This is a genomic window from Pseudomonas sp. LBUM1673 (genome assembly GCF_059695645.1).
Window position 1 is genome coordinate 5,662,157 of sequence record NZ_CP166780.1, and the last position, 20,130, is coordinate 5,682,286.

21 protein-coding genes and 1 pseudogene are annotated in these 20,130 nt (G+C 58.6%); 15 read left to right on the forward strand and 7 right to left on the reverse strand.

The window, feature by feature from the left end; all coding sequences use genetic code 11:
• Window position 1 precedes the first annotated feature (1 nt).
• From ACA044_RS25925 to yacG, 4 genes are read left to right on the forward strand one after another with little or no spacing between them, the layout of a single operon-like run.
• Complete coding sequence (locus ACA044_RS25925; RefSeq protein ID WP_497443877.1) at window positions 2-1,219, forward strand: type II secretion system F family protein; 1,218 nt, start codon at window positions 2-4, stop codon at window positions 1,217-1,219.
• A gap of 1 nt (window position 1,220) precedes the next feature.
• Window positions 1,221-2,093, forward strand: a complete 873-nt coding sequence (locus ACA044_RS25930) for a prepilin peptidase (protein ID WP_497443878.1) — start codon at window positions 1,221-1,223, stop codon at window positions 2,091-2,093.
• The gene (gene coaE, locus ACA044_RS25935) at window positions 2,090-2,713 is read left to right on the forward strand and encodes a dephospho-CoA kinase (protein WP_497443879.1); all 624 of its coding nucleotides are present in this window, start codon (window positions 2,090-2,092) and stop codon (window positions 2,711-2,713) included. Before ACA044_RS25930 ends, coaE begins: the two co-directional genes overlap by 4 nt.
• Window positions 2,710-2,910: a DNA gyrase inhibitor YacG gene (yacG, locus tag ACA044_RS25940; RefSeq protein WP_030130376.1), complete on the forward strand. Its 201-nt coding sequence runs from the start codon at window positions 2,710-2,712 to the stop codon at window positions 2,908-2,910. Before coaE ends, yacG begins: the two co-directional genes overlap by 4 nt.
• A gap of 9 nt (window positions 2,911-2,919) precedes the next feature.
• Here yacG and ACA044_RS25945 read toward each other — a convergent pair whose 3' ends face one another.
• Complete coding sequence (locus tag ACA044_RS25945; RefSeq protein WP_007938959.1) at window positions 2,920-3,135, reverse strand: hypothetical protein; 216 nt, start codon at window positions 3,133-3,135, stop codon at window positions 2,920-2,922.
• Between the two features lie 63 nt (window positions 3,136-3,198).
• The gene (locus ACA044_RS25950; RefSeq protein ID WP_497443880.1) at window positions 3,199-3,888 is read right to left on the reverse strand and encodes an energy-coupling factor ABC transporter permease; all 690 of its coding nucleotides are present in this window, start codon (window positions 3,886-3,888) and stop codon (window positions 3,199-3,201) included.
• 245 nt (window positions 3,889-4,133) lie between these two features.
• Here ACA044_RS25950 and ACA044_RS25955 point away from each other — a divergent pair, with 245 nt between their 5' ends.
• The 4 genes from ACA044_RS25955 (at window position 4,134) to dctM (ending at window position 8,765) form a co-directional block, all read left to right on the forward strand.
• Window positions 4,134-5,588, forward strand: coding sequence for a TrkH family potassium uptake protein (locus ACA044_RS25955; RefSeq protein ID WP_497443881.1), 1,455 nt, complete (start codon window positions 4,134-4,136; stop codon window positions 5,586-5,588).
• A gap of 197 nt (window positions 5,589-5,785) precedes the next feature.
• Window positions 5,786-6,781 carry a C4-dicarboxylate TRAP substrate-binding protein DctP gene (gene dctP / locus ACA044_RS25960; protein WP_497443882.1) on the forward strand — a complete coding sequence of 332 codons (996 nt, stop codon included), beginning with the start codon at window positions 5,786-5,788 and terminating at the stop codon, window positions 6,779-6,781.
• Between the two features lie 71 nt (window positions 6,782-6,852).
• Complete coding sequence (locus ACA044_RS25965; protein WP_497443883.1) at window positions 6,853-7,485, forward strand: TRAP transporter small permease; 633 nt, start codon at window positions 6,853-6,855, stop codon at window positions 7,483-7,485.
• Entirely contained in the window at window positions 7,482-8,765 is a 1,284-nt protein-coding gene (gene dctM, locus ACA044_RS25970; protein ID WP_497443884.1) for a C4-dicarboxylate TRAP transporter large permease protein DctM, read from the forward strand. The genes ACA044_RS25965 and dctM overlap by 4 nt, the downstream gene beginning before the upstream one ends.
• An 8-nt stretch (window positions 8,766-8,773) precedes the next feature.
• Here dctM and ACA044_RS25975 read toward each other — a convergent pair whose 3' ends face one another.
• Window positions 8,774-9,706: a LysR family transcriptional regulator gene (locus ACA044_RS25975; RefSeq protein WP_497443885.1), complete on the reverse strand. Its 933-nt coding sequence runs from the start codon at window positions 9,704-9,706 to the stop codon at window positions 8,774-8,776.
• Window positions 9,707-9,827: 121 nt separating this feature from the next.
• On the opposite strand from ACA044_RS25975, the gene ACA044_RS25980 reads away from it, so the two are divergent.
• Window positions 9,828-10,073, forward strand: a complete 246-nt coding sequence (locus ACA044_RS25980) for a DUF2790 domain-containing protein (protein WP_497443886.1) — start codon at window positions 9,828-9,830, stop codon at window positions 10,071-10,073.
• A 19-nt stretch (window positions 10,074-10,092) separates the two neighbouring features.
• Here the strand turns inward: ACA044_RS25980 and ACA044_RS25985 are convergent, their stop codons facing one another.
• The 4 genes from ACA044_RS25985 to ACA044_RS26000 form a co-directional block, all read right to left on the reverse strand.
• Entirely contained in the window at window positions 10,093-10,995 is a 903-nt protein-coding gene (locus tag ACA044_RS25985) for a methyl-accepting chemotaxis protein (protein ID WP_497443887.1), read from the reverse strand.
• Entirely contained in the window at window positions 10,992-12,260 is a 1,269-nt protein-coding gene (locus tag ACA044_RS25990) for an OprD family porin (RefSeq protein ID WP_497443888.1), read from the reverse strand. Before ACA044_RS25990 ends, ACA044_RS25985 begins: the two co-directional genes overlap by 4 nt.
• A gap of 112 nt (window positions 12,261-12,372) precedes the next feature.
• Entirely contained in the window at window positions 12,373-13,584 is a 1,212-nt protein-coding gene (locus ACA044_RS25995) for a benzoate/H(+) symporter BenE family transporter (RefSeq protein ID WP_497443889.1), read from the reverse strand.
• Between the two features lie 121 nt (window positions 13,585-13,705).
• Window positions 13,706-15,049 carry an aromatic acid/H+ symport family MFS transporter gene (locus ACA044_RS26000; RefSeq protein WP_497443890.1) on the reverse strand — a complete coding sequence of 448 codons (1,344 nt, stop codon included), beginning with the start codon at window positions 15,047-15,049 and terminating at the stop codon, window positions 13,706-13,708.
• Window positions 15,050-15,428: 379 nt separating this feature from the next.
• On the opposite strand from ACA044_RS26000, the gene ACA044_RS26005 reads away from it, so the two are divergent.
• From ACA044_RS26005 to ACA044_RS26030, 6 genes and pseudogenes are all read left to right on the forward strand, one after another.
• Window positions 15,429-16,532 (forward strand): AI-2E family transporter, encoded by a 1,104-nt coding sequence (locus ACA044_RS26005; protein ID WP_497443891.1) that lies wholly within the window; start codon window positions 15,429-15,431, stop codon window positions 16,530-16,532.
• A 22-nt stretch (window positions 16,533-16,554) separates the two neighbouring features.
• Entirely contained in the window at window positions 16,555-16,998 is a 444-nt protein-coding gene (locus ACA044_RS26010; RefSeq protein WP_497443892.1) for an ion channel, read from the forward strand.
• A gap of 89 nt (window positions 16,999-17,087) precedes the next feature.
• On the forward strand, window positions 17,088-17,714 hold the full coding sequence (locus tag ACA044_RS26015) for a DUF1780 domain-containing protein (protein ID WP_497443893.1): 627 nt from the start codon (window positions 17,088-17,090) through the stop codon (window positions 17,712-17,714).
• Window positions 17,715-17,875: 161 nt separating this feature from the next.
• On the forward strand, window positions 17,876-18,049 hold the full coding sequence (locus tag ACA044_RS26020; RefSeq protein WP_007938396.1) for a DUF3094 domain-containing protein: 174 nt from the start codon (window positions 17,876-17,878) through the stop codon (window positions 18,047-18,049).
• A gap of 60 nt (window positions 18,050-18,109) precedes the next feature.
• Window positions 18,110-19,408: an NAD(P)/FAD-dependent oxidoreductase gene (locus ACA044_RS26025; RefSeq protein ID WP_497443894.1), complete on the forward strand. Its 1,299-nt coding sequence runs from the start codon at window positions 18,110-18,112 to the stop codon at window positions 19,406-19,408.
• Between the two features lie 316 nt (window positions 19,409-19,724).
• Window positions 19,725-20,026: pseudogene (locus ACA044_RS26030) on the forward strand (HvfA family oxazolone/thioamide-modified RiPP metallophore).
• The last annotated feature ends 104 nt before the right edge of the window (window positions 20,027-20,130 follow it).

Sequence of the window (20,130 nt, forward strand, 5' to 3'; positions counted from 1 at the left end):
CATGGCGGTCAAAGCAGTGAAAATCAGCGTATATGCCTGGGAAGGCACAGACAAAAAAGGCGCCAGAATGACCGGCGAGTTGACCGGCCAAAATCCCGCGCTGATCAAGGCCCAGTTGCGCAAACAAGGTATCAACCCGGGCAAGGTGCGGAAAAAATCCGCGTCCATTTTCAACGCCGGCAAACGCATCAAGCCCTTGGACATTGCCCTGTTTACCCGGCAGATGGCGACCATGATGAAAGCCGGCGTACCGCTGCTGCAATCGTTCGATATCATCGGCGAGGGCTTCGATAACCCGAACATGCGCAAGCTGGTGGACGAGGTGAAACAGGAAGTCGCAGCCGGTAACAGCTTCGCCGCGGCCCTGCGCAAAAAGCCGCAGTATTTCGATGAGCTGTATTGCAACCTGGTGGACGCTGGCGAGCAGGCCGGTGCCCTGGATACGCTGCTGGAGCGGGTGGCGACCTACAAGGAAAAGAGCGAAAGCCTCAAGGCCAAGATCAAAAAAGCCATGACCTACCCGCTGGCCGTGGTATTCGTCGCGATCATTGTGACCGGGATTCTGCTGGTCAAGGTTGTGCCGCAGTTCGAATCAGTGTTCTCAGGGTTTGGCGCCGAGCTGCCGGCGTTCACCCTGATGGTCATCGGCTTGTCGGAGTTTTTGCAGGAATGGTGGTGGATATTGCTCGGCGCGCTGGTTGCGATGTTTTTCGGCGTACGCCATGCCTTTAAAAAATCACCAGGCTTTCGCGACCGTATGGACACCTGGCTGTTGAAACTGCCGTTGGTTGGCGCGCTCATGTACAAGTCCTCCGTGGCCCGTTACGCCCGCACACTATCAACGACGTTCGCCGCCGGGGTGCCCCTGGTCGAAGCTCTGGATTCAGTGGCGGGCGCGACCGGCAACATCGTGTTCAAGCGAGCGGTCCTGCGCATCAAGCAGGACGTTTCAACCGGCATGCAGCTGAATTTTTCCATGCGCACCTCCGGCATCTTTCCGAACATGGCGATTCAGATGACAGCCATTGGCGAAGAGTCCGGCGCACTGGACGACATGCTCGACAAGGTTGCGAGTTTCTACGAGGCCGAAGTGGACAACATGGTCGATAACCTGACCAGTCTGATGGAGCCGTTCATCATGGTGGTGCTGGGGGTTATCGTCGGCGGCCTGGTGGTTGCAATGTACCTGCCCATCTTCCAACTCGGCTCAGCGATCTGATATGTCCTTGAACGAATTCCTGAGCTTCAACCCGCTGACCTTCGTGATCGCCGCTTTGGCGATCGGCCTGTTGATCGGCAGCTTTCTTAACGTGGTGGTCTGGCGCCTGCCGAAAATGCTTGAGCGTGAATGGCGACTGCAGGCCCATGACGTACTGGATTTGCCACCCGAAGCCCCCGGCCCCGCTTACAACCTGATACTGCCCCACTCCGAGTGCCCCCATTGCGGCCATCGAATTCGAGTGTGGGAAAACATTCCAGTGCTCAGTTATCTGTTTTTACGTGGGCGATGCTCGAACTGCGCGGCACCGATCAGCAAACGTTACCCGCTGACCGAACTGGCTTGTGGCGTGCTGTCGGCGTTCGTCGCCTGGCATTTCGGTTTCGGCTGGCAGGCGTGCATGGTGCTGGTGCTGGGCTGGGGCCTGTTGGCGATGAGCCTGATCGACGCCGAACATCAGCTGTTGCCAGACGTGCTGGTGCTGCCGTTGATGTGGCTGGGATTGATCGTCAACAGCTTCGGGCTCTTCGTATCACTGCATGACGCACTCTGGGGCGCGGTGGCCGGCTACATGGCGCTGTGGTCGGTGTTCTGGCTGTTCAAACTCATCACCGGCAAGGACGGCATCGGCTACGGTGACTTCAAGCTGTTGGCGATGCTCGGCGCCTGGGGCGGCTGGCAAATCCTGCCCCTGACTATTCTGCTGTCATCGTTGGTTGGGGCCATCCTCGGGGTGATTTTGCTGCGCCTGCGGGACGCAAAAACCTCGACTCCGCTGCCCTTTGGCCCCTATCTGGCCATTGCCGGCTGGATTGCCTTGCTCTGGGGTGGTCAAATAACCGGCTTCTATTGGCAGTTTGTCGGTTTGAAATGAATACCCCTGTGGAAAAACCCTGGATTCTCGGCCTGACCGGCGGCATCGGCAGCGGCAAAAGCGCGGCCGCCCAGCACTTCATCGACCTGGGCGTGCATGTAGTGGACGCCGATCATGCGGCTCGCTGGGTGGTCGAACCCGGTCGCCCGGCGCTGGCAAAGATCGCCGAGCACTTTGGCCCCGGCGTGTTGCAAGCCGACGGCCAACTGGATCGTGCGTCCCTGCGCAAGCTGATCTTCGAGGTACCGGATGAACGCCGCTGGCTCGAAGCGCTGATGCATCCGTTGATCGCCGAGGAAATCGCCCATCATCTGGCCAAGGCACAATCGTCTTACGCGATTCTGGTTTCGCCGCTGCTGATCGAGTCCGGGCAGTACACCATGACCCAACGGGTCCTGGTGATCGATGCCCCGGAACAGCTACAGATCGAACGCACCCTGCAGCGTGACCAGACCAGCGAACAGCAGGTTCAGGCGATCCTCAAGGCTCAGTCCAGCCGACAGGACCGCGTGAGCCATGCCGACGACGTGGTGGTCAACGACCGTGACCTCGCCTGGCTGCACAGCGAGGTCGAACGCCTGCATCACTTTTACCTTACTTTGCGTGGAGGCCAGTCATGAGCCAAACCCCAACCGTCGATTGCCCAACTTGCGGTGCCCCTGTCGAATGGAGCCCCGAGAACAAGTTCCGGCCGTTCTGTTCGGACCGTTGCAAACTGATCGACCTGGGCGCCTGGGCGTCGGAAGAACACAAAATCCCGGTGAGCCCGGATGCCGAAGACGAGCTGTTCAGCGAAGACTTCGACCCGCGTCACTGATCCCGACCCTCAGGGCCGCATAAAACCATAGTCCTGGCCCTCATCGAGGTTCTCGGCGAGAAACCGCAACTCATCGGCCAGGTCTTCGATATTGCGTACCGCCTTGCTCTGCTGCACCACCGCACTGAGCAAGGCGCGCAGGCTCAATCCCGGATCGAAGCCCACCTCTTGCGCCACATCCAGACTCTGACGCAACTCCTGCCTGGCCCACTCATACACACTCATGCCGTTGCTCCTGAAGGTTTTCCAGAGCATGGATTCGGCAACGTTTTTTGGATTTGATGTGGATCAAGATTTGGGATCGTCGTCCTTCCAGGGCGCCGAAAGGTAGCGCGTGCGATTGAACGTCTCCAGCCACTCAGGGCAGAACACCACCAATGCGCTGACCACCATGCCGTTGATAAACGCTTCCGGAAAAATAAGCAGCCACAGATAACCGACAAAATCTTCCAGCCAATACGGCATGGCGAAACGTTCGTCGTACCACAGCAACGTGAGCGCCAGAATCAGACACAACAACGCCGACAGCGCTGCTGCAAAGAAACCGGAAACGAAGATATACACAAACGGATTACGCGGCTGCGCGCGCTCCACCAGGATTGCGCAGCACTCGGTGATCAGCACAGGCAGCAGAATCAGCAGTGCGCCGTTGACCCCGACAGCGGCCAGGTCCTGACGCCCGAGCAACACCAATCCCGCTTGCGCGACCAACCCGCCGACAATCGCCAACGGCCAATCCAGCAGTAATGTCACCGCCGTCATGCCGATGAAGTGATAGGACACTCCGGTGTCGAAGTCCCGTCGCACCAGCCAAAGCATGAACAGTGCGAACACCGTGCCGAACAACAGATGCTGACGGCGGCTGTCGCTGAACAGCTCGACCCAGGGCGCTCGACAGACAGCCCAGATCACTACCGGCACGTAAATCAGCCAGCCAACTGTGAGGCTTTGCGATGACAGCAGTTCGGCGCCAATCATGGGCGTGCCTTTTTCGGCGCCTGGGCCCGTATAAGCACAAGACTGAGCAGCAACACTGTTCTATATTTCACGCGTCTCTCCCATCGTGATAGGTCTCAGTCTATACCGGCGTTTCTGACTGGCCGTGTCGCGCGTCTACCCCGGCGAATAGAGAATCCGAGGAACGAAAAAAGTTACGCAAACTTTACGAGACAAAATGACAAGCCGATCGATACTGCGCGGCGCTAACAAGACAGGCGTTATTTATGTCCATTGCGGTACTGCGGCTTATCGGTTTCATCCTGGGTATTTTTCTGATCACGCTGGCAGTGAGCATGGCGATACCAATGCTCACGCTGGTGATCTATGAACGCAACGATGATATGTCGGCCTTTTTGTGGTCGAGTCTGATCACGGCGGTGTCCGGGCTGCTGTTGATTAACAAGGGACGTCCTGAGGACGCTCAGTTGCGTCCCCGCGATATGTACATGCTGACCACCGCCAGTTGGGTAGTCGTCTGCATGTTCGCCGCATTGCCCATGGTCCTGATCCAGAACATCAGCTACACCGACGCGTTTTTTGAAACGATGTCCGGCATCACCACCACCGGATCGACCATCCTGACCGGTCTGGACACCGCCTCTCCCGGATTGCTGATCTGGCGTTCAATGCTGCATTGGCTGGGCGGCATCGGCTTCATCGGCATGGCCGTGGCCATCCTGCCACTGTTGCGGGTCGGGGGCATGCGGCTGTTTCAGACCGAATCATCCGACTGGTCGGAGAAGGTCACACCACGCTCCCACGTCGCCGCCAAATACATTCTGGGCTTGTATATCGGGCTGACCGCTGTTTCCACGCTGGCGCTGTGGATAACAGGCATGACCCCGTTCGAAGCCATCAACCATGCAATGTCGTTGATTTCCACGGGAGGTTTTTCCACCTCCGATTCGTCTCTGGCGCACTGGACGCAACCGGCCATTCATTGGGTGGCGGTGGTTATCATGATTCTGGGCAGCCTGCCTTTTACGCTGTATGTGAGCCTGTTGCGCGGGAATAAACGGGCCTTGTTCAACGATCATCAGGTACGTGGGTTCATTGGCTTTTTGATCATCACCTGGCTGCTGTTCGGCACCTGGTTGTGTTTGCACAGCGAGTACAGCTGGTGGGAAGCGTTTCGGATTGTCGCCGTTAACGTGACGTCAGTGGTCACAACGACCGGCGTGGCGCTGGGGGATTACACGCTATGGGGCAGCTTCTCTGTGTTGCTGTTCTTTTATCTGACCTTTGTCGGCGGCTGCTCCGGTTCCACCGCTGGCGGCCTTAAAATCTTCCGCTTTCAAGTGGCTGGCGCATTGCTCATGGGCAGTCTGAAACAACTGATTCATCCTCGAGCCGTCATCAGTAAAAAGTACAACAACCATCCCATCGACGAGGATATCGCCCGTTCGCTCCTGACGTTTTCATTCTTTTTCACCATAACCATCGGGGCGATCGCCATGGGGTTGGCGCTCATCGGCCTGGACTGGACCACTGCATTGAGTGGCGCGGCCACTGCCGTCTGCAACGTGGGGCCTGGCCTTGGTTCGATCATTGGCCCGGCAGGTAACTTCTCGACACTGCCCGATTCGGCCAAATGGCTGCTGACCATTGGCATGCTGCTGGGACGGCTGGAGATCCTCACCGTTCTGGTGCTGTTCATACCGGTTTTCTGGAAATACTAGGGGGCGTTCTCAATTAGTTTCCCCGCCGCGCCGGGTTGTGCCTTAAAGCGGGCCAGGCTGCGTTGCAGGCCTTGGAAAGGGAACAAGCCCCCAACCCCAACGACCAATGGTGATTTATTGCCTAGACTCCTCTTGTCCACCGTGCAAAACGTTTCAGACATGAACGGCACGAGAACTAAAACAAGAGGAACATCTAAATGCTCAAATCATTGTGCAATGCAGTCGTCTGCGCACTCGCGCTGGGTGCGTCGAGCCTGACGCTGGCGGCTGATCCAGTCATTATCAAGTTTTCCCACGTCGTCGCCGAACAAACGCCTAAAGGCCAGGGCGCCCTGCTGTTCAAGAAACTGGTTGAAGAACGCCTGCCGGGCAAGGTCAAGGTAGAGGTTTATCCAAACTCTTCGCTGTTTGGTGACGGCAAGGAAATGGAGGCGCTGCTGTCGGGTGATGTGCAGATGATTGCGCCGTCGCTGGCCAAGTTCGAGCAATACACACCCAAGCTGCAATTGTTCGATCTGCCGTTCCTGTTCAACGACATCTCGGCAGTCGACCGCTTCCAGCGAAGCCCTGATGGCCAGGGGCTTCTCAAGTCCATGGAAAGCAAGAACATCACCGGTCTGGCCTATTGGCATAACGGCATGAAACAGCTGTCCGCCAACAAAGCGCTACGTAAACCGGGCGATGCTCGCGGTTTGAAATTTCGTGTGCAGGCTTCGGCCGTGCTCGAAGAGCAATTCAAGGCGGTGCGCGCCAACCCTCGCAAAATGAGCTTCGCCGAGGTGTATCAGGGCTTGCAGACCGGCGTCGTCAATGGCGCGGAAAACCCTTACTCGAACATCTACAGCCAGAAAATGCACGAAGTGCAGAAATTCATCACTGAGTCCGACCATGGCTTGCTGGACTACATGTTGATCACCAACACCAAGTTCTGGACAGGCCTGCCGCCGGATATAAAAACCGAACTGGACAAGATCATCGCCGAGGTCACCACTCAGGTGAACAAGGATGCGGAAAAACTGAATCAGGATGCCAAACAGAACATCATCAACGCCAAAACCACTGAAATCATCACGCTGACCCCGGAGCAACGTGGCGAGTGGCGCGAAGCAATGAATCCGGTCTGGAAGAAGTTCGAAGGTGATATCGGTGCCGACCTGATCAAGGCCGCCGAAGCTGCCAACCAGGCTCAGTAATCTGCCGGCGGGCGCCGCCCGAAAGGGTGGCCCCTGTTCCATAGCCGTCACTCGATCGGGAGAGGCCACTCATGAATGCCTTACGGCGTATCTGGGATCACTTCGAAGAAGGTTTTATCGTCTTCCTGCTGGCGGCAATGACGCTGGTAACGTTCGTTTACGTCATCCTTAACAACCTCTATAGCGTTTTCTACAGCCTCGCCGAGCAGTGGCAGAGCGCCAGCGAACCCTTGTTCGCCATTGGCGACAGCGTGATGGGGATGGCCCAAGCCATGACATGGAGCATATCGCTGACCAAAGCCTTGTTCGCCTGGCTGATCTTTTTCGGCTTGTCCTATGGCGTGCGCACCGCCGGGCATATTGGTGTCGATGCCTTGGTGAAGCTGGCCACCAAACCGGCTCAGCGAATCATTGGCATCATTGCCTGTCTCTGCAGTCTGGTCTATGCGGGCCTGCTCAGCGTCGCCAGTTTCGAATGGATTCAGACGCTGTTCATCGCCGGCATTGGTGCCGAGGACCTCGGTCATTACGGCATCATGCAATGGCACATCGGGCTGATTGTGCCAGTGGGTTTTGCCTTGGTGTTCATCCGCTTTGCCGAGATCCTGGTGCGCATTGTACAAAACCGTCAAACGGGCCTGGGCCTGGCCGACGAGGCCGCGGAGGCGATGAAACTGACCGAACATGAGGATGACAAGAAATGACTATTCTTTTTCTCTTTGTTGCCCTGTTCGTGCTGATGTTTATCGGTGTACCGATCGCCATTTCCCTGGGCCTGGCCGGTTCGCTGACGATCATCTTTTTCAGCCCTGACTCCGTGCGTTCACTGGCCATCAAGCTGTTCGAGACCTCCGAGCACTACACGTTGCTGGCCATCCCGTTCTTTCTACTGGCCGGTGCCTTCATGACCACGGGCGGTGTGGCGCGGCGCTTGATCGATTTCGCCAACGCTTGCGTTGGGCATATTCGCGGCGGCCTGGCCATCGCGGCGGTGCTGGCGTGCATGTTGTTCGCCGCGCTGTCCGGCTCAAGCCCAGCAACGGTAGCCGCCGTGGGTTCCATCGCCATTGCGGGGATGGTCCGCTCCGGTTATCCACAGGCGTTCGGTGCCGGTATTGTGTGCAATGCGGGCACGCTGGGGATTCTTATTCCCCCCTCCATCGTGATGGTGGTGTATGCGGCGGCGACGGAAACCTCGGTCGGCAAGCTGTTCATGGCCGGCGTGGTACCGGGCCTGCTGCTGGGCACAGCGCTGATGGTGGCCATCTACGTCGTCGCCGTCAGGAAAAACCTGCCCGCCATGCCACGGGCGACCTTTCGTGAATGGTTGAGTGCAGCACGCAAGGCCATTTGGGGCCTGTTGCTGATGGTCATCATCCTGGGCGGCATCTACAGCGGAATGTTCACTCCGACCGAGGCGGCGGCCGTGGCGGCGGTCTACGCGGCATTCGTTGCGCTGTTCGTCTACAAGGACATGTCGTTTCGCGAAACACCGAAGGTGCTGCTCGAATCCGCCAAGCTGAGCATCATGCTGATGTTTATCATCGCCAATGCCATGCTCTTCGCTCATGTACTGACCACCGAGCAATTGCCCCAACAAATCACCGCCTGGGTCATCGGCGCGGGCCTGACACCGGTGACATTCCTGCTCGTGGTGAACATCGTGTTGTTGGTGGCTGGGGCGTTCATGGAGCCCTCGGCAATCATCCTGATCCTGGCGCCGATCATGTTCCCGATTGCCATGAAGTTGGGGATCGACCCGATTCATTTGGGGATCATCATGGTGGTGAACCTGGAGATCGGTCTGATTACGCCGCCCGTAGGCCTGAACCTGTTTGTCACGTCGGCGGTGACTGGCATGTCACTGACCGCCACCATCCGTGCAGCCATGCCTTGGCTGATTATCCTGCTCCTGTTCCTGATATTGATTACCTATGTACCGTGGATTTCTCTGGTTCTGCCGAACTCGCTGGGGATGACGTAAACGAGAGGTCAGGCCCAATGCCGCGGATCGTTCATCACCGCATCATGTTCGGTGAACAGCTTGGGTAATTCGACCTTGAGAAAGGCCACCCAGGTCCGGACCTTGGCATCGAGAAAACGCCGCGACGGGTACAACGCATACACATTGCGTTGACGGGGCCGCCAGGCTGGCAGCAGGCGCAGCAACGTGCCGTCACTCAAGGGGCGCGTCGCGGTATAGAACGGAATCAGGCTGATGCCCATGCCGGCCTCTGACGCCTTGACCATTGATTCGGCGACGTTGCACTGAAAGGTCTTGGCCGGGCGGACGGCATGCTCCCCATGGTCGTCCTTGAACACCCATTGATCGCTGTACAACGGGTCGAGCATGCGCAAACACTGATGATCGTTCAGCGCCTGCGGGTTGTCCGGCACGCCCCGGCGTTGCAGGTATTCCGGGGAGGCGCAGGGCACACTGTAGATCTGCCCGATGGTCTGGGCGACCAATTGCGAATCGGCCAGTTCGTGGGCAATCGAAATCACCACGTCGTGCCCGTCCTCCAACGGATCTGGATTACGCTGCGACAAGGTCAGCTCGAACACCACATCAGGGTAAAGCTCGCTGTAGCGGGCAATCAACGGCGTGATCAGCACGCCCAAGCCATTCATGCTGTGCACCCGCAACCGTCCACTGGGTTTGAGATGGGCGCCGCGGGCTTCTGCCGTTGCCTCCTCCATCTCTTCGAGTATTTGCCGGCTGCGCAGCAGAAATCGTTCACCGGCCTCGGTCAGGCTCAATCTGCGTGTGGTGCGCTGCAGCAAGCGCGCTTGCACATGCTGCTCCAGATCCGCCACCAATCGCGATACTTGCGCGGTCGACAAGTCCAACGCATCGGCGGCGGCGGTAAAACTTGCGCTGTCCACCACGCGGACGAACACCCGCAAGTTATTGAGCAGATCCATAAGCCCTCCAGGGGCGGTGACTGTTACGTTTCATGTAAGGATGCATCAGGCGTTGGCCCCATTATCGATTGCGGGCAAAGCCTAGAATTGAGCCATCGGAATCAACACGGAGTACTGAAAAATGAAAACCTTGATCAGCCTGTTTCTGACCCTCGCCGCCACCTCGACCATGGCCGCCGGCAACGAGCCGGCCGCCGCCACCTCGTACAACCCGGCGCAGCCGCTGGACAACGCCAAGGTGGTTTCTGTGACGAACACGGCAACCGCCTGCGGGGTTGTGCCAGCGACCATGGAGTACGTCGATCATCAGGGCCAGAGCCATCGGGTGACGTACGAAGTCATGGGTGACTGCACCAGCAACCTGTGACACTGGTGCACAGCACGACTCACACGATCATCCGTTTCGCCTGCAAGGTCAGATCGTGCAAACCGGCCAAGCGCGCCATGATGCGCTCGACCACCTCCACCCTGGCCACCGCACCGCTTTGCAGCTCACCCATCGAGTGCAAGGCCACTTTGGCCTTTTCCAGGCCCAGTCGGGTTGAACCGGACAACTGCTGCAGCCCCTGGCGCGCGTTTTCGGCGGACTGCTCCAGCCCCGTCGCGATCTGCCTGATCTGTGCACTGGACTCCGCGGCCTGACGCGAGAGATTGCGCACCTCATCCGCCACCACCGCAAACCCTCGGCCATGGCTGCCCGCCCTCGCCGCCTCAATGGCTGCGTTCAATGCCAACAGGTTGGTCTGACGGGAAATGTCCTGGATGCTGCCGACGATTGCGCCGATGCGCATCGATTGACTGCCGAGCTCGTCGAACACTTGATCCAGACGCTGCATGTAGAGGTTCAGATCATCCAGCACACTGGCCGACGACTGCATGCTCAGCGCACTCGCCTTCACCCGTTCGCCTGCCGTGCGCGCCAGCTGATTGGCGAAGCGCATGTCTTCCTCTGTTTGCAGGACGGACTCGGTCAATTGCTCAAGCGTCACCGACACAACCGTTCCCGGCCATTCGCGCTCAGGCACCGCTGGCTGTAGCGCTGACGGGGCCTCGGTCTGCAAGAGGCTCGGCTCGCAAACCTCCCGCACGGGTGCAGACTCCACCTCCAATTCCGCTCTTGGCTGACGACGATAGAGCACTGCCGCACCCAGCAACACAAGGTTGACCCCTGCAGCCAGCATCAGCCGCCCGCTATCGCCCCACCCCACCATCACGGCACCTGCGCCAGCAATGACCAACAGTAGACTGGCGCCAAATGGATAAGGTCGTTGGGCTTGTTCAGTGCTCATAACAGCTTCCAGGTGTAGCTGAGGATCAGGCGGTTTTCGTCGATATCACTGCGGTAGTTGGAACGCGCCATGACGTTGCGCACGCGGATCCCGAGCCCTTTGAGGCTGCCGCTCTGCAGCACATAACCGATATCCAGATCGCGCTCACGGTCCTTGCCTTCAAAGCCCTTGCCGGTGTCGACGTTACTGCCGGTGATGTAGCGCACGGTGCTGGTCAGCCCCGGCACGCCGAGGGCCGCGAAGTCGTAGTCGTAGCGCGCCTGCCAGGAACGCTCATCGGTGTAAGCGAACTCGTAGGTCGGCACTTCATTGCCCAGTGGCGAGATGTTGGCAAACACTCGCGGGAAGGCGCTGTCGCCGAACATGCCCTGATAGCCGACATAAAACGTGTGGCCGCCGCGCTTGGCCGACAACAAGGAGAAGAACGCCTGGTTGTCGATATTGCCCAGCAACTTTTTGCCGTCTTCGCGCGAATCGTAATAACCAAGGTTGGCGCCCAGGGTCCAGTCTCCCAACGGTTCACTGTGCTTGAGGCCGACAAAACGCTGGTTGTAGATATCTTCCAGTTGCCCGAACCAGGCGCTGACCGAGCTGCGTTTGCCATTGAAGGCGTAATCGGCGCCAGCAAAGTTGAAACCATCGCTGCTGACCTGACGCTGCGGTACATGACCGAGCATGGCTTGCATCTTTTCGTCGCCGGCCTCGTTGCGCAGGCTGGTCGAATTCAAGTGGCCACCTTGCAAGGTCAGGCCATCGATCTCATTGGAGCTGATGCTTGCGCCTTGATAGCTGGGCGGCAGCAGACGGATATCGCTGAAGGCCAGCACCGGCACGTTGGGTTGCAGCTCACCCACCTTCAACTCGGTCTTGGAGTAACGCACTTTCAACGCACCCTCCAGACGGCTGTAATCATTTGCCGCGCGTCCGTCATCGTGCACCGGCAGCAAACCGGTATTAACCCGGTCCGGGCTGCTGTCGAGTTTGAGGCCGAGCAGGCCGATGACATCCACGCCAAAACCGACCGGGCCTTGGGTATAACCGGATTTGACGTTGAGGATGAAGCCCTGCGCCCACTCTTCGGCCTTCGACTGTTGATTTGCCCCGACGATGTCCGAGAAGTCTCGACTGAAGTAATAGTTACGCGCCTGCAAGGTGGCCGTAGTGTCTTCGATGAAGCCACCCTCGGCGGCCATCACGCCGCTGGAAAAACCCGAGACGACCACCATGGACAACACTGAACCGGTTGCTGGAAGAATCTGTTTCATCGCTGTTCTCTTATTTTTATTGATTGGCAGGTTGAAGTGCTCCACCCGCTGCGGATTCGCCGCGGGGGATGGTGAAAACGGATAAGGATCGGGGTTGCGATTACTTACTCGGTCAGCGCGCCACCTCCTGCGCAGGGGTGGCTTGAGTCGCCGGCGCGGGACGCCTGGCACTCAACAGCACGTGCGTGACCATGCCGAAAATCAGCCCCCAAAAAGCGGCGGACAAACCAAACAGCGACATGCCCGACGCGGTGGTGAGAAAGGTCACCAGCGCGGCTTCGCGATCACTCGGTACGGCCATTGCGCCGGCCAGTGCCCCGGCTATCGCGGCGAACAGCGCCAGCCCGGCCAGGGCCGCGATCAGTTCCCTGGGGAGCGCCGAAAACAACGAAACCAGCGTGGCACCGAAGACTCCCAGCACCAGGTAACACAGCCCGCCCACGACCCCGGCCACATAGCGTTTGCCCGGATCTTCGTGGGCCTCGCGACCGGTACAAATGGCCGCGGTAATCGCCGCCAGATTCAGCCCGTGACAACCGAACGGTGCCAACAGCGCAGTGCCCAACGCACTGCTGGCGATAATCGGGCCGGCCGACGTTGTGTAACCGCTGGCGCGCAGCACTGCCATGCCGGGAACAAACTGGCCGGTCAGCGCCACCATCACCAGTGGCAAGGCGACATTCAGGGTCGCACTCAGGCTGAACGTGGGGGTGATCCACACTGGCGTGGCCAAACCAATCACCAGCGCCTCGCGGTGCAAATCACCGACGAGGAACGCGATGGAACAGCCCACCAGCAGCACCATCAACACCGCATAACGCGGCATCACCCGCTTGCAGATCAGGTACGTGGTAAACATCGCCAGTACCAGCAATGGCTTGCCTTGCAACGAGACGAACAATCCTGTGCCGAAGCTGAACAGAATCCCTGCCAGCATCGCCGCCGCAATCGCCGCCGGCAGTTTGCCGATGACCCGGTCAAAAGCCCCCGACACCCCAACCAGAAAAATAATCAGACTGCTGACCAGATAGGCGCCCACCGCCTCCGGCATGGAGATCCCCGGCAACAAGGCCACCAGCAACGCCGAGCCCGGTGCCGACCACGCGATGATCACCGGGACGCGATAACGCAGGCTCAAACCGATGCCGAGCACAGCGCTGCCGATGGAAATCGCCCAAATCCAGGAGGACAACACTTCCCGCGAGAGGTGCGCGGTCTCAGCGGCCTGAAAGATGATCACCAAGGGGCCTGCGTAGGAAATCACCGTGGCGATAAATCCGGCGACTGCCGCAGACAGGGAAAAGTCCTGAAATAACGCTTTCATGAAACCTCGCCGCAAGACTCGTCAGGCGATCCGTGGCACAGGCCCGGCCGCTCTTGTTCGGAAAAAGTGTGGGTGACCAGGCAGGCGACACGGCACGACGCCGCGCCGCCCGCTGCCTGGTTCAAGCGCTGGTCGGTGTTAGCGTCCGGGCAACACCTTTGGCACTGCGCTGAGTGCTAATGGCGAACACGGTCATGGCGAGGGCGGCCACCGCACCGGGCAAGGCAAACGCCATGAAGTTCAGTTGCAGCGGCAGGCTGATCCCCAGCAAGGCACCGCCCAGCAGTGGGCCGACAATCGCGCCGTTGCGCCCGATACCTGACGCCCAGCCCAAACCGGTGGAGCGAATGGTCATGGAGTAGAACTGCGCGGCGCAGGCGTACAACAGAATCTGCGAGCCGATGGTGGTGGCACCGGCAAGGGCGATCAGCAGGTACAACACCGGCATCGGGCTGTTGAAGCCCAGCAAGGTGATCGATACCGCAGCAACGACGAAGAACACCGCCAACACTCGCGGCAGGTTGAGCTTGTCGCCCAGTACGCCACCGCCGACCGCGCCGAAAATGGCGCCGAAGTTGAGCACCAGCAGGAACGACAGACTCGAGCCCAGACTGTAACCGGCGTTGGCCATCAGTTTCGGCAGCCAGGAGCTCAAGGCGTAGACCATCAGCAAGCAGCAGAAAAATGCCAGCCACAGCATCAGCGTGCGCAGCGCACGGCCCTCGCGGAACAGTTGCAACACCGGGGTGCCGCTGCCCTTCACTTCACTCATGTGCAATTGATCGCTGGCGTGTGCGACGTAAGCCGGGTCAACCCGTAGCAGGATGTTGCGAGCCTCTTCGTTGCGCCCCTGACGCAGCATGAAACCCACCGACTCGGGCAGGAAGTACATGATCAACGGCAACAACAGTAACGGCAGCACCGCCACATAAAACACCGACTGCCAGCCAAAACTCGGGATTAGTACGATGCCAAGCCCCGCCGAAAGCATGCCGCCCACCGAGTAGCCGCTGAACATGATCGCCACCAGCGTGCTGCGGATTTTCTTCGGCGCGTACTCATTCATCAGTGCCACGACGTTGGGCATCACCCCGCCAATGCCCAACCCGGCAACGAACCGGCAGAGGCCAAACTCGGTGGGGTTGCGAGCAAAACCATTGAGCACGGTAAAACCGCTGAACAGTATTACGCACAGGGTGATGGCTTTTTTGCGGCCGATCTTGTCCGACAGCGGGCCGAAAAACAGCGCGCCGAACATCATCCCGAACAGTGCATAACTTCCCAGTGCGCCGGCTTGCAGGGGACTGAGCCCCCACTCTTTCATCAGCATCGGCAACACCACGCCGTAGATCACCAAATCGTATCCGTCGAAGATGATGATCAGGGCACACCAGAACAGCACCATCCAGTGAAAGCGGTTGAATCGAGCGTTGTCGATAACCTCATGTACGTTGATCTTGCGCATGGCATCTATCTCTTGTTGTTGTTTTTAGAGCGTCGGTAACGCGGCTAACGTCCGTACAGCCGAGGGTAGAGTCGCCGGGCACGGGGCAATAGCCGCTTTGCGCAGATCGCTATCCGTTTTGTGCAATGCCCTGAACCGGGCGCTGTGGCGAGGGAGCTTCCGCTTGACCGGGCTGGCGCTCCAGTGCGTAGCACTCACAAAAATCGGCAATGGTTGTCAGGTTTTTGGGGCCGCTACGCAGCCCAGCGCGACTCGCTCGCCACAAAAGCAAACCGGCCGTTGCGGACAGTCGTGGGAGCGGCCAACACGTGGATTGCCAGCACGTCTATGCTGGACTTACCCATCTCAGGTCTTTGCTCCTATCTACAGGAGGTCATCAATGGTTCCCACGCCCATTTCCGAGAAGGCTTTTTCCAGAGGTCTGCTCGATGTACTGATTCGTGCCGGACTGATTGCCGTTCTGGTGATTTTCTGCTTTCAGATATTCAGCCCATTCCTCCATCTGATGCTGTGGTCGTTGATCCTGGCAATCACCCTCTACCCATTGCATGTCAGATTCAAAGGCGCGCTGGGGAACAAGGACGGGATCACCGCGACGCTGATCGTGTTGATCGCCATCTGTATCCTTATGGTGCCGGTTTATTTGTTGGGGGCCTCGATTGCGGATTCCGTGGAGAGGGTCATGACCATGCTCAAAACTGACAGTTTCCATATTCCGCCACCGTCCGATGCGGTAGCTGGCTGGCCACTCGTGGGGAAACCTCTTCATAGCTTGTGGGCACAAGCCGTCACTGACCTGCCCCATCTGGTACAGAAGTTCATACCGCAAATCAAAGGTGTCAGCCTCTCCCTGCTGAGCAAGCTTGCGGGTGTCGGCATGGGGCTCCTTTTATTCATTGTCGCCCTGATTATTGCCGGTATTTTTGTAGCGTATGGTGACAGTGGCCACCGCAGCGCGGTGCAAATCGTTTCGCGCTTCTGTGGACCAGCCAAGGGGCCGAAAATCGCCGCGCTGTGCACCGCCACCATCCGGGCGGTGGCGTTGGGTGTGGTCGGCATCGCCTTCATTCAGATGCTGTTGGTGGGCATCGGTTTTGTGCTTATGGGTGTCCCCGGCGCAGGTCTTCTCGCCTTGGCGGTGCTGCTTCTTGGCATCATGCAGTTACCGGCCACCCTGATTACCCTTCCGGTCATCGTCTTCGTCTTCGCAAGTGAAGGTGCCAGTACGGCGACCATTGTGTTTGCCATCTATGTCTTCATCGCGGGATTGGTCGATAACGTCCTCAAACCGTTGCTGCTAGGTCGTGGTGTCGATGTGCCGATGCCTGTGGTGCTGATCGGCGCCTTGGGCGGCATGGTCACGAGCGGCATCCTCGGCCTGTTTATCGGACCCGTGATACTTGCGGTCGGCTATCGGCTGTTCTGGCAATGGGTGGAGGATCAAACGCAAGAATCCGGGCCAGACAACCAGGGACAGACCTGACACGGCTGCCGAGGATATCCCCATGCTGTTAAACCTGCTGGCCGGCGTCCCCGTGATGTTGCTCTGCCTGCTGATGCAAGCCGTTTTCGTGACCCTATGCCTGCGTCATTACGTGCATTTCAGGCATGCCCAACCAGCTGAATCGCAATGGCTGAATATCCTGTTGTTGTCGATGGTGATGCTGCTGATGTTGCTCAGTAATTTCGTGCAGATCGCCATCTGGGCCACGCTGTTCATGCTGCTCGACGAATTCGACGAATACGCCACCGCGCTGTATCACTCGGCGGTCAATTTCGCCACGCTGGGCTACGGCGACATCATCATGTCCTCACGCTGGCGCCTGCTTGGTCCATTGGAGGCAGCCAACGGCATCCTGATGTTTGGCGTCTCCACCTCGGTGATGACCGCTGCGGTGATGGATGTCATAAAGCACAACATGGACAGGCTAAAGCGTGAACAGCCGTAGGCATGCCAGAAAAAACGGGTAAGACTCTGTCTGAAGAAATCGCGACAGACTTATTATTCAGATCACATTTGAACGCTAAGCTTGGGCCTATGGATGATTCAGATTATTTACGCCTGCTGACCATCGCGGCCGAGCAAGCCAATACGTTCCTCTCCAATGCCCGCAAATGGGAGCGTGAGCGTTGGGTTTGCCAGCGCCTGCTGCAGGGCCTGAACATTCCCTATCGCGTCGACGAATTTGCTCCCGCCGGGGAGCCGCCGGACGTACTGTTCCGCGACGCGAATTTCGAGGTGTTCTTCGTGCTCGACGAAGGCCGGCGCCTTAATGATGAATGGCGCGACGAGCTGCAACGCCGGCGCAGTGCGTTTTCCCTGAGCCAGCTGGTGCGCCGCGAGGCCAAGCCCCGGCGCATCCCGGCCAATGAATTTCTGCTGAGACTGGCGCCGACCTTGCGCAAAAAAGCCCATAACTACAAAGAACGCGGCATGGACCTGGGGGAACTGGACATCATCGCCTTCGCCAGCCTCAAGCGCGAAGTGCTTGACCTCAACAGCCACTTTCCGCCGCCCACCGAGTACCTGCGCCAGGGCTGGCGCTCGTTGTCGCTGGTCGGTCCGACCTTCGCCCGAGTGCTGTTCGCCCACCCGGATGCCCCGGACTTCCTGCGCGGCAACTTGGGTCGCAGTATTGTCTTCGATGTCGGAATCAGCTTATGAGCCCCACCACAGATACCGGCAACACTGCACGGGATGGCGTAATCACTGGCCGAATGTTACAAAGCCCAATCTTTCGCCCGAACCACATGCGCCGTTCAACGCTTGCAGACAAACCGCTGTAACGTCTGCACATTCAGCAACGTCTACCTGACGAGGCCTTTATGACCAGCCGCCTGAACCCCGACGACCAGAAGCATGTCGAAGAGTACCTGCACCTGTCCCAGCACCAAGTCGAGCGCCGGCCTTTCCGGCCGTGGATGCTCCTGGTGGTGGTGTTGGCAGTGACCATTGGTCTGGGCCTGTTGAGCCGCTTGATCAGTTACCTGACGCTATGAGCTGCATCGCGCTCGCTCGGGTAATTGCACCGATTTCTTTTAGCCTTGCGAGATATCCCCATGACTCATCGTATTGTCATCGTTGGCGGCGGCGCCGGCGGTCTGGAGTTGGCTACCCGTCTGGGTAAGACTCTGGGCAAGCGCGGCACGGCCAGTGTAATGCTGGTCGACGCAAACCTGACCCACATCTGGAAACCGCTGTTGCACGAAGTGGCGGCCGGGTCGCTGAACTCCTCCGAAGACGAACTCAACTATGTTGCCCAAGCAAAATGGAACCACTTCGAGTTCCAGTTGGGGCGCATGAGCGGGCTCGATCGTGCGCAGAAAAAAATCCAGCTGGCCGCCACCTACGACGAGGCCGGTCTGGAACTGGTGCCGGCACGCGAAGTGCCTTACGACTCGCTGGTGATTGCCGTCGGCAGCACCACCAACGACTTCGGCACTCAAGGGGCGGCTCAACACTGTCTGTTCCTCGACACCCGTAAACAGGCCGAGCGCTTCCACCAGCAACTGCTCAATCACTACCTGCGCGCCCACGCCGGGCAAACCGACGCGGTGCAACAGATCAGCGTGGCCATCGTCGGCGCGGGTGCCACAGGCGTCGAATTGGCAGCAGAACTGCACAACGCGGCCCATGAACTCGCGGCCTACGGCCTGGACCGGATCAAACCGGAAAACATGCACATTACCCTGATCGAAGCCGGGCCACGGGTGTTGCCGGCCTTGCCGGAACGGATCGGCGGGCCTGTGCATAAGACCCTGGAGAAACTCGGGGTCAACGTCATGACCAATGCCGCGGTCAGCGAAGTGACGGCAGACAGCCTGATTACCGCCGACGGCCAAGTGATCAACGCCAGCCTCAAAGTCTGGGCCGCCGGGATTCGCGCGCCGGGTTTCCTCAAGGACATCGATGGCCTGGAAACCAACCGGATCAATCAGCTGCAAGTGCTGCCAACCCTGCAAACCACCCGCGACGAGAACATCTTCGCCTTCGGCGACTGCGCGGCCTGCCCTCAACCGGGCACCGACCGCAATGTGCCACCACGTGCCCAGGCGGCGCACCAGCAGGCATCGTTGCTGGCCAAAGCGCTGAAACTGCGGATCGAAGGCAAGACCCTGCCAGAGTACAAATACACCGACTACGGCTCGCTGATCTCGCTGTCACGCTTTTCCGCTGTGGGTAACTTGATGGGCAACCTCACCGGTAGCGTGATGCTTGAGGGCTGGCTGGCGCGGATGTTTTACGTGTCGCTGTATCGTATGCACCAGATGGCGTTGTATGGCGCGTTTCGTACGGCGATGTTGATGCTCGGCAGCAAAATTGGGCGCGGGACTGAGCCGCGGCTGAAGCTGCATTAACACAAATCCAGTGTGTGAGCGGGCTTGCTCGCGAAAGCGGTCTGACAGACAACATCCATGTTGAATGTACTGACCCCTTCGCGAGCAAGCCCGCTCCCACATTTGTTATTCATCACCCTGCAGATCTGTGTCTCACTGTATCTCCCCCACGATTGCGCCCCTTCGCTTACAAATACCTCCTTGCGCGACACAGTAGCGATACACCGCGCCCGCTAAATGGCCACACCTGAGCAAGGCACTGCCTGCTTCGGTCAGCGCCGCACTTACGTGGCGTCCTTTATCGAGCGGTTGTGTCGTGCAACCCAGGAGATTTGTAATGTCCCGTACCACTACTCTCAGCAAAAACACCGTTGGCCTGCTCGGCGCTGTCCTGGCCGGTGGCATGATGTTGTCCGGTTCCGTATTCGCTTCGCAGCCGCTGACTCAAGGCTACCTGTTGGCCTCGGCGGAACAGGTCGTGAAAACGCCTGAAGGCAAATGCGGTGAAGGCAAGTGTGGCGACGCCTCGATGGTCAAATCTCGGAACAAGAGGCTTTCGATAACGTGAAAGCCCACTACGAAGCCAATGGCAAAAAAATGCCGAAGGGCTTGTTCGAGCACCTGAAAGACAATAGCTAAGTCCTTGAAGACCCAAGCCCTGCCTCTCCATCGAGAATCAGGGCTTTTTTGCATTTACAGCAGACAAAAAAAATCCCCGTATCTTTCGATACGAGGATTTTTAA

Coding starts and splice junctions, on each gene's coding strand:
- coaE (WP_497443879.1), top strand. CDS start 2,090: ATGAATACCCCTGTGGAAAAACCCTGGATTCTCGGCCTGACCGGCGGC.
- ACA044_RS25975 (WP_497443885.1), bottom strand. CDS start 9,706: ATGGATCTGCTCAATAACTTGCGGGTGTTCGTCCGCGTGGTGGACAGC.
- yacG (WP_030130376.1), top strand. CDS start 2,710: ATGAGCCAAACCCCAACCGTCGATTGCCCAACTTGCGGTGCCCCTGTC.
- dctP (WP_497443882.1), top strand. CDS start 5,786: ATGCTCAAATCATTGTGCAATGCAGTCGTCTGCGCACTCGCGCTGGGT.
- dctM (WP_497443884.1), top strand. CDS start 7,482: ATGACTATTCTTTTTCTCTTTGTTGCCCTGTTCGTGCTGATGTTTATC.
- ACA044_RS25990 (WP_497443888.1), bottom strand. CDS start 12,260: ATGAAACAGATTCTTCCAGCAACCGGTTCAGTGTTGTCCATGGTGGTC.
- ACA044_RS26000 (WP_497443890.1), bottom strand. CDS start 15,049: ATGCGCAAGATCAACGTACATGAGGTTATCGACAACGCTCGATTCAAC.
- ACA044_RS25925 (WP_497443877.1), top strand. CDS start 2: ATGGCGGTCAAAGCAGTGAAAATCAGCGTATATGCCTGGGAAGGCACA.
- ACA044_RS25965 (WP_497443883.1), top strand. CDS start 6,853: ATGAATGCCTTACGGCGTATCTGGGATCACTTCGAAGAAGGTTTTATC.
- ACA044_RS25945 (WP_007938959.1), bottom strand. CDS start 3,135: ATGAGTGTGTATGAGTGGGCCAGGCAGGAGTTGCGTCAGAGTCTGGAT.
- ACA044_RS25985 (WP_497443887.1), bottom strand. CDS start 10,995: ATGAGCACTGAACAAGCCCAACGACCTTATCCATTTGGCGCCAGTCTA.
- ACA044_RS26010 (WP_497443892.1), top strand. CDS start 16,555: ATGCTGTTAAACCTGCTGGCCGGCGTCCCCGTGATGTTGCTCTGCCTG.
- ACA044_RS25955 (WP_497443881.1), top strand. CDS start 4,134: ATGTCCATTGCGGTACTGCGGCTTATCGGTTTCATCCTGGGTATTTTT.
- ACA044_RS26020 (WP_007938396.1), top strand. CDS start 17,876: ATGACCAGCCGCCTGAACCCCGACGACCAGAAGCATGTCGAAGAGTAC.
- ACA044_RS26025 (WP_497443894.1), top strand. CDS start 18,110: ATGACTCATCGTATTGTCATCGTTGGCGGCGGCGCCGGCGGTCTGGAG.
- ACA044_RS25980 (WP_497443886.1), top strand. CDS start 9,828: ATGAAAACCTTGATCAGCCTGTTTCTGACCCTCGCCGCCACCTCGACC.
- ACA044_RS25930 (WP_497443878.1), top strand. CDS start 1,221: ATGTCCTTGAACGAATTCCTGAGCTTCAACCCGCTGACCTTCGTGATC.
- ACA044_RS25950 (WP_497443880.1), bottom strand. CDS start 3,888: ATGATTGGCGCCGAACTGCTGTCATCGCAAAGCCTCACAGTTGGCTGG.
- ACA044_RS26005 (WP_497443891.1), top strand. CDS start 15,429: ATGGTTCCCACGCCCATTTCCGAGAAGGCTTTTTCCAGAGGTCTGCTC.
- ACA044_RS26015 (WP_497443893.1), top strand. CDS start 17,088: ATGGATGATTCAGATTATTTACGCCTGCTGACCATCGCGGCCGAGCAA.
- ACA044_RS25995 (WP_497443889.1), bottom strand. CDS start 13,584: ATGAAAGCGTTATTTCAGGACTTTTCCCTGTCTGCGGCAGTCGCCGGA.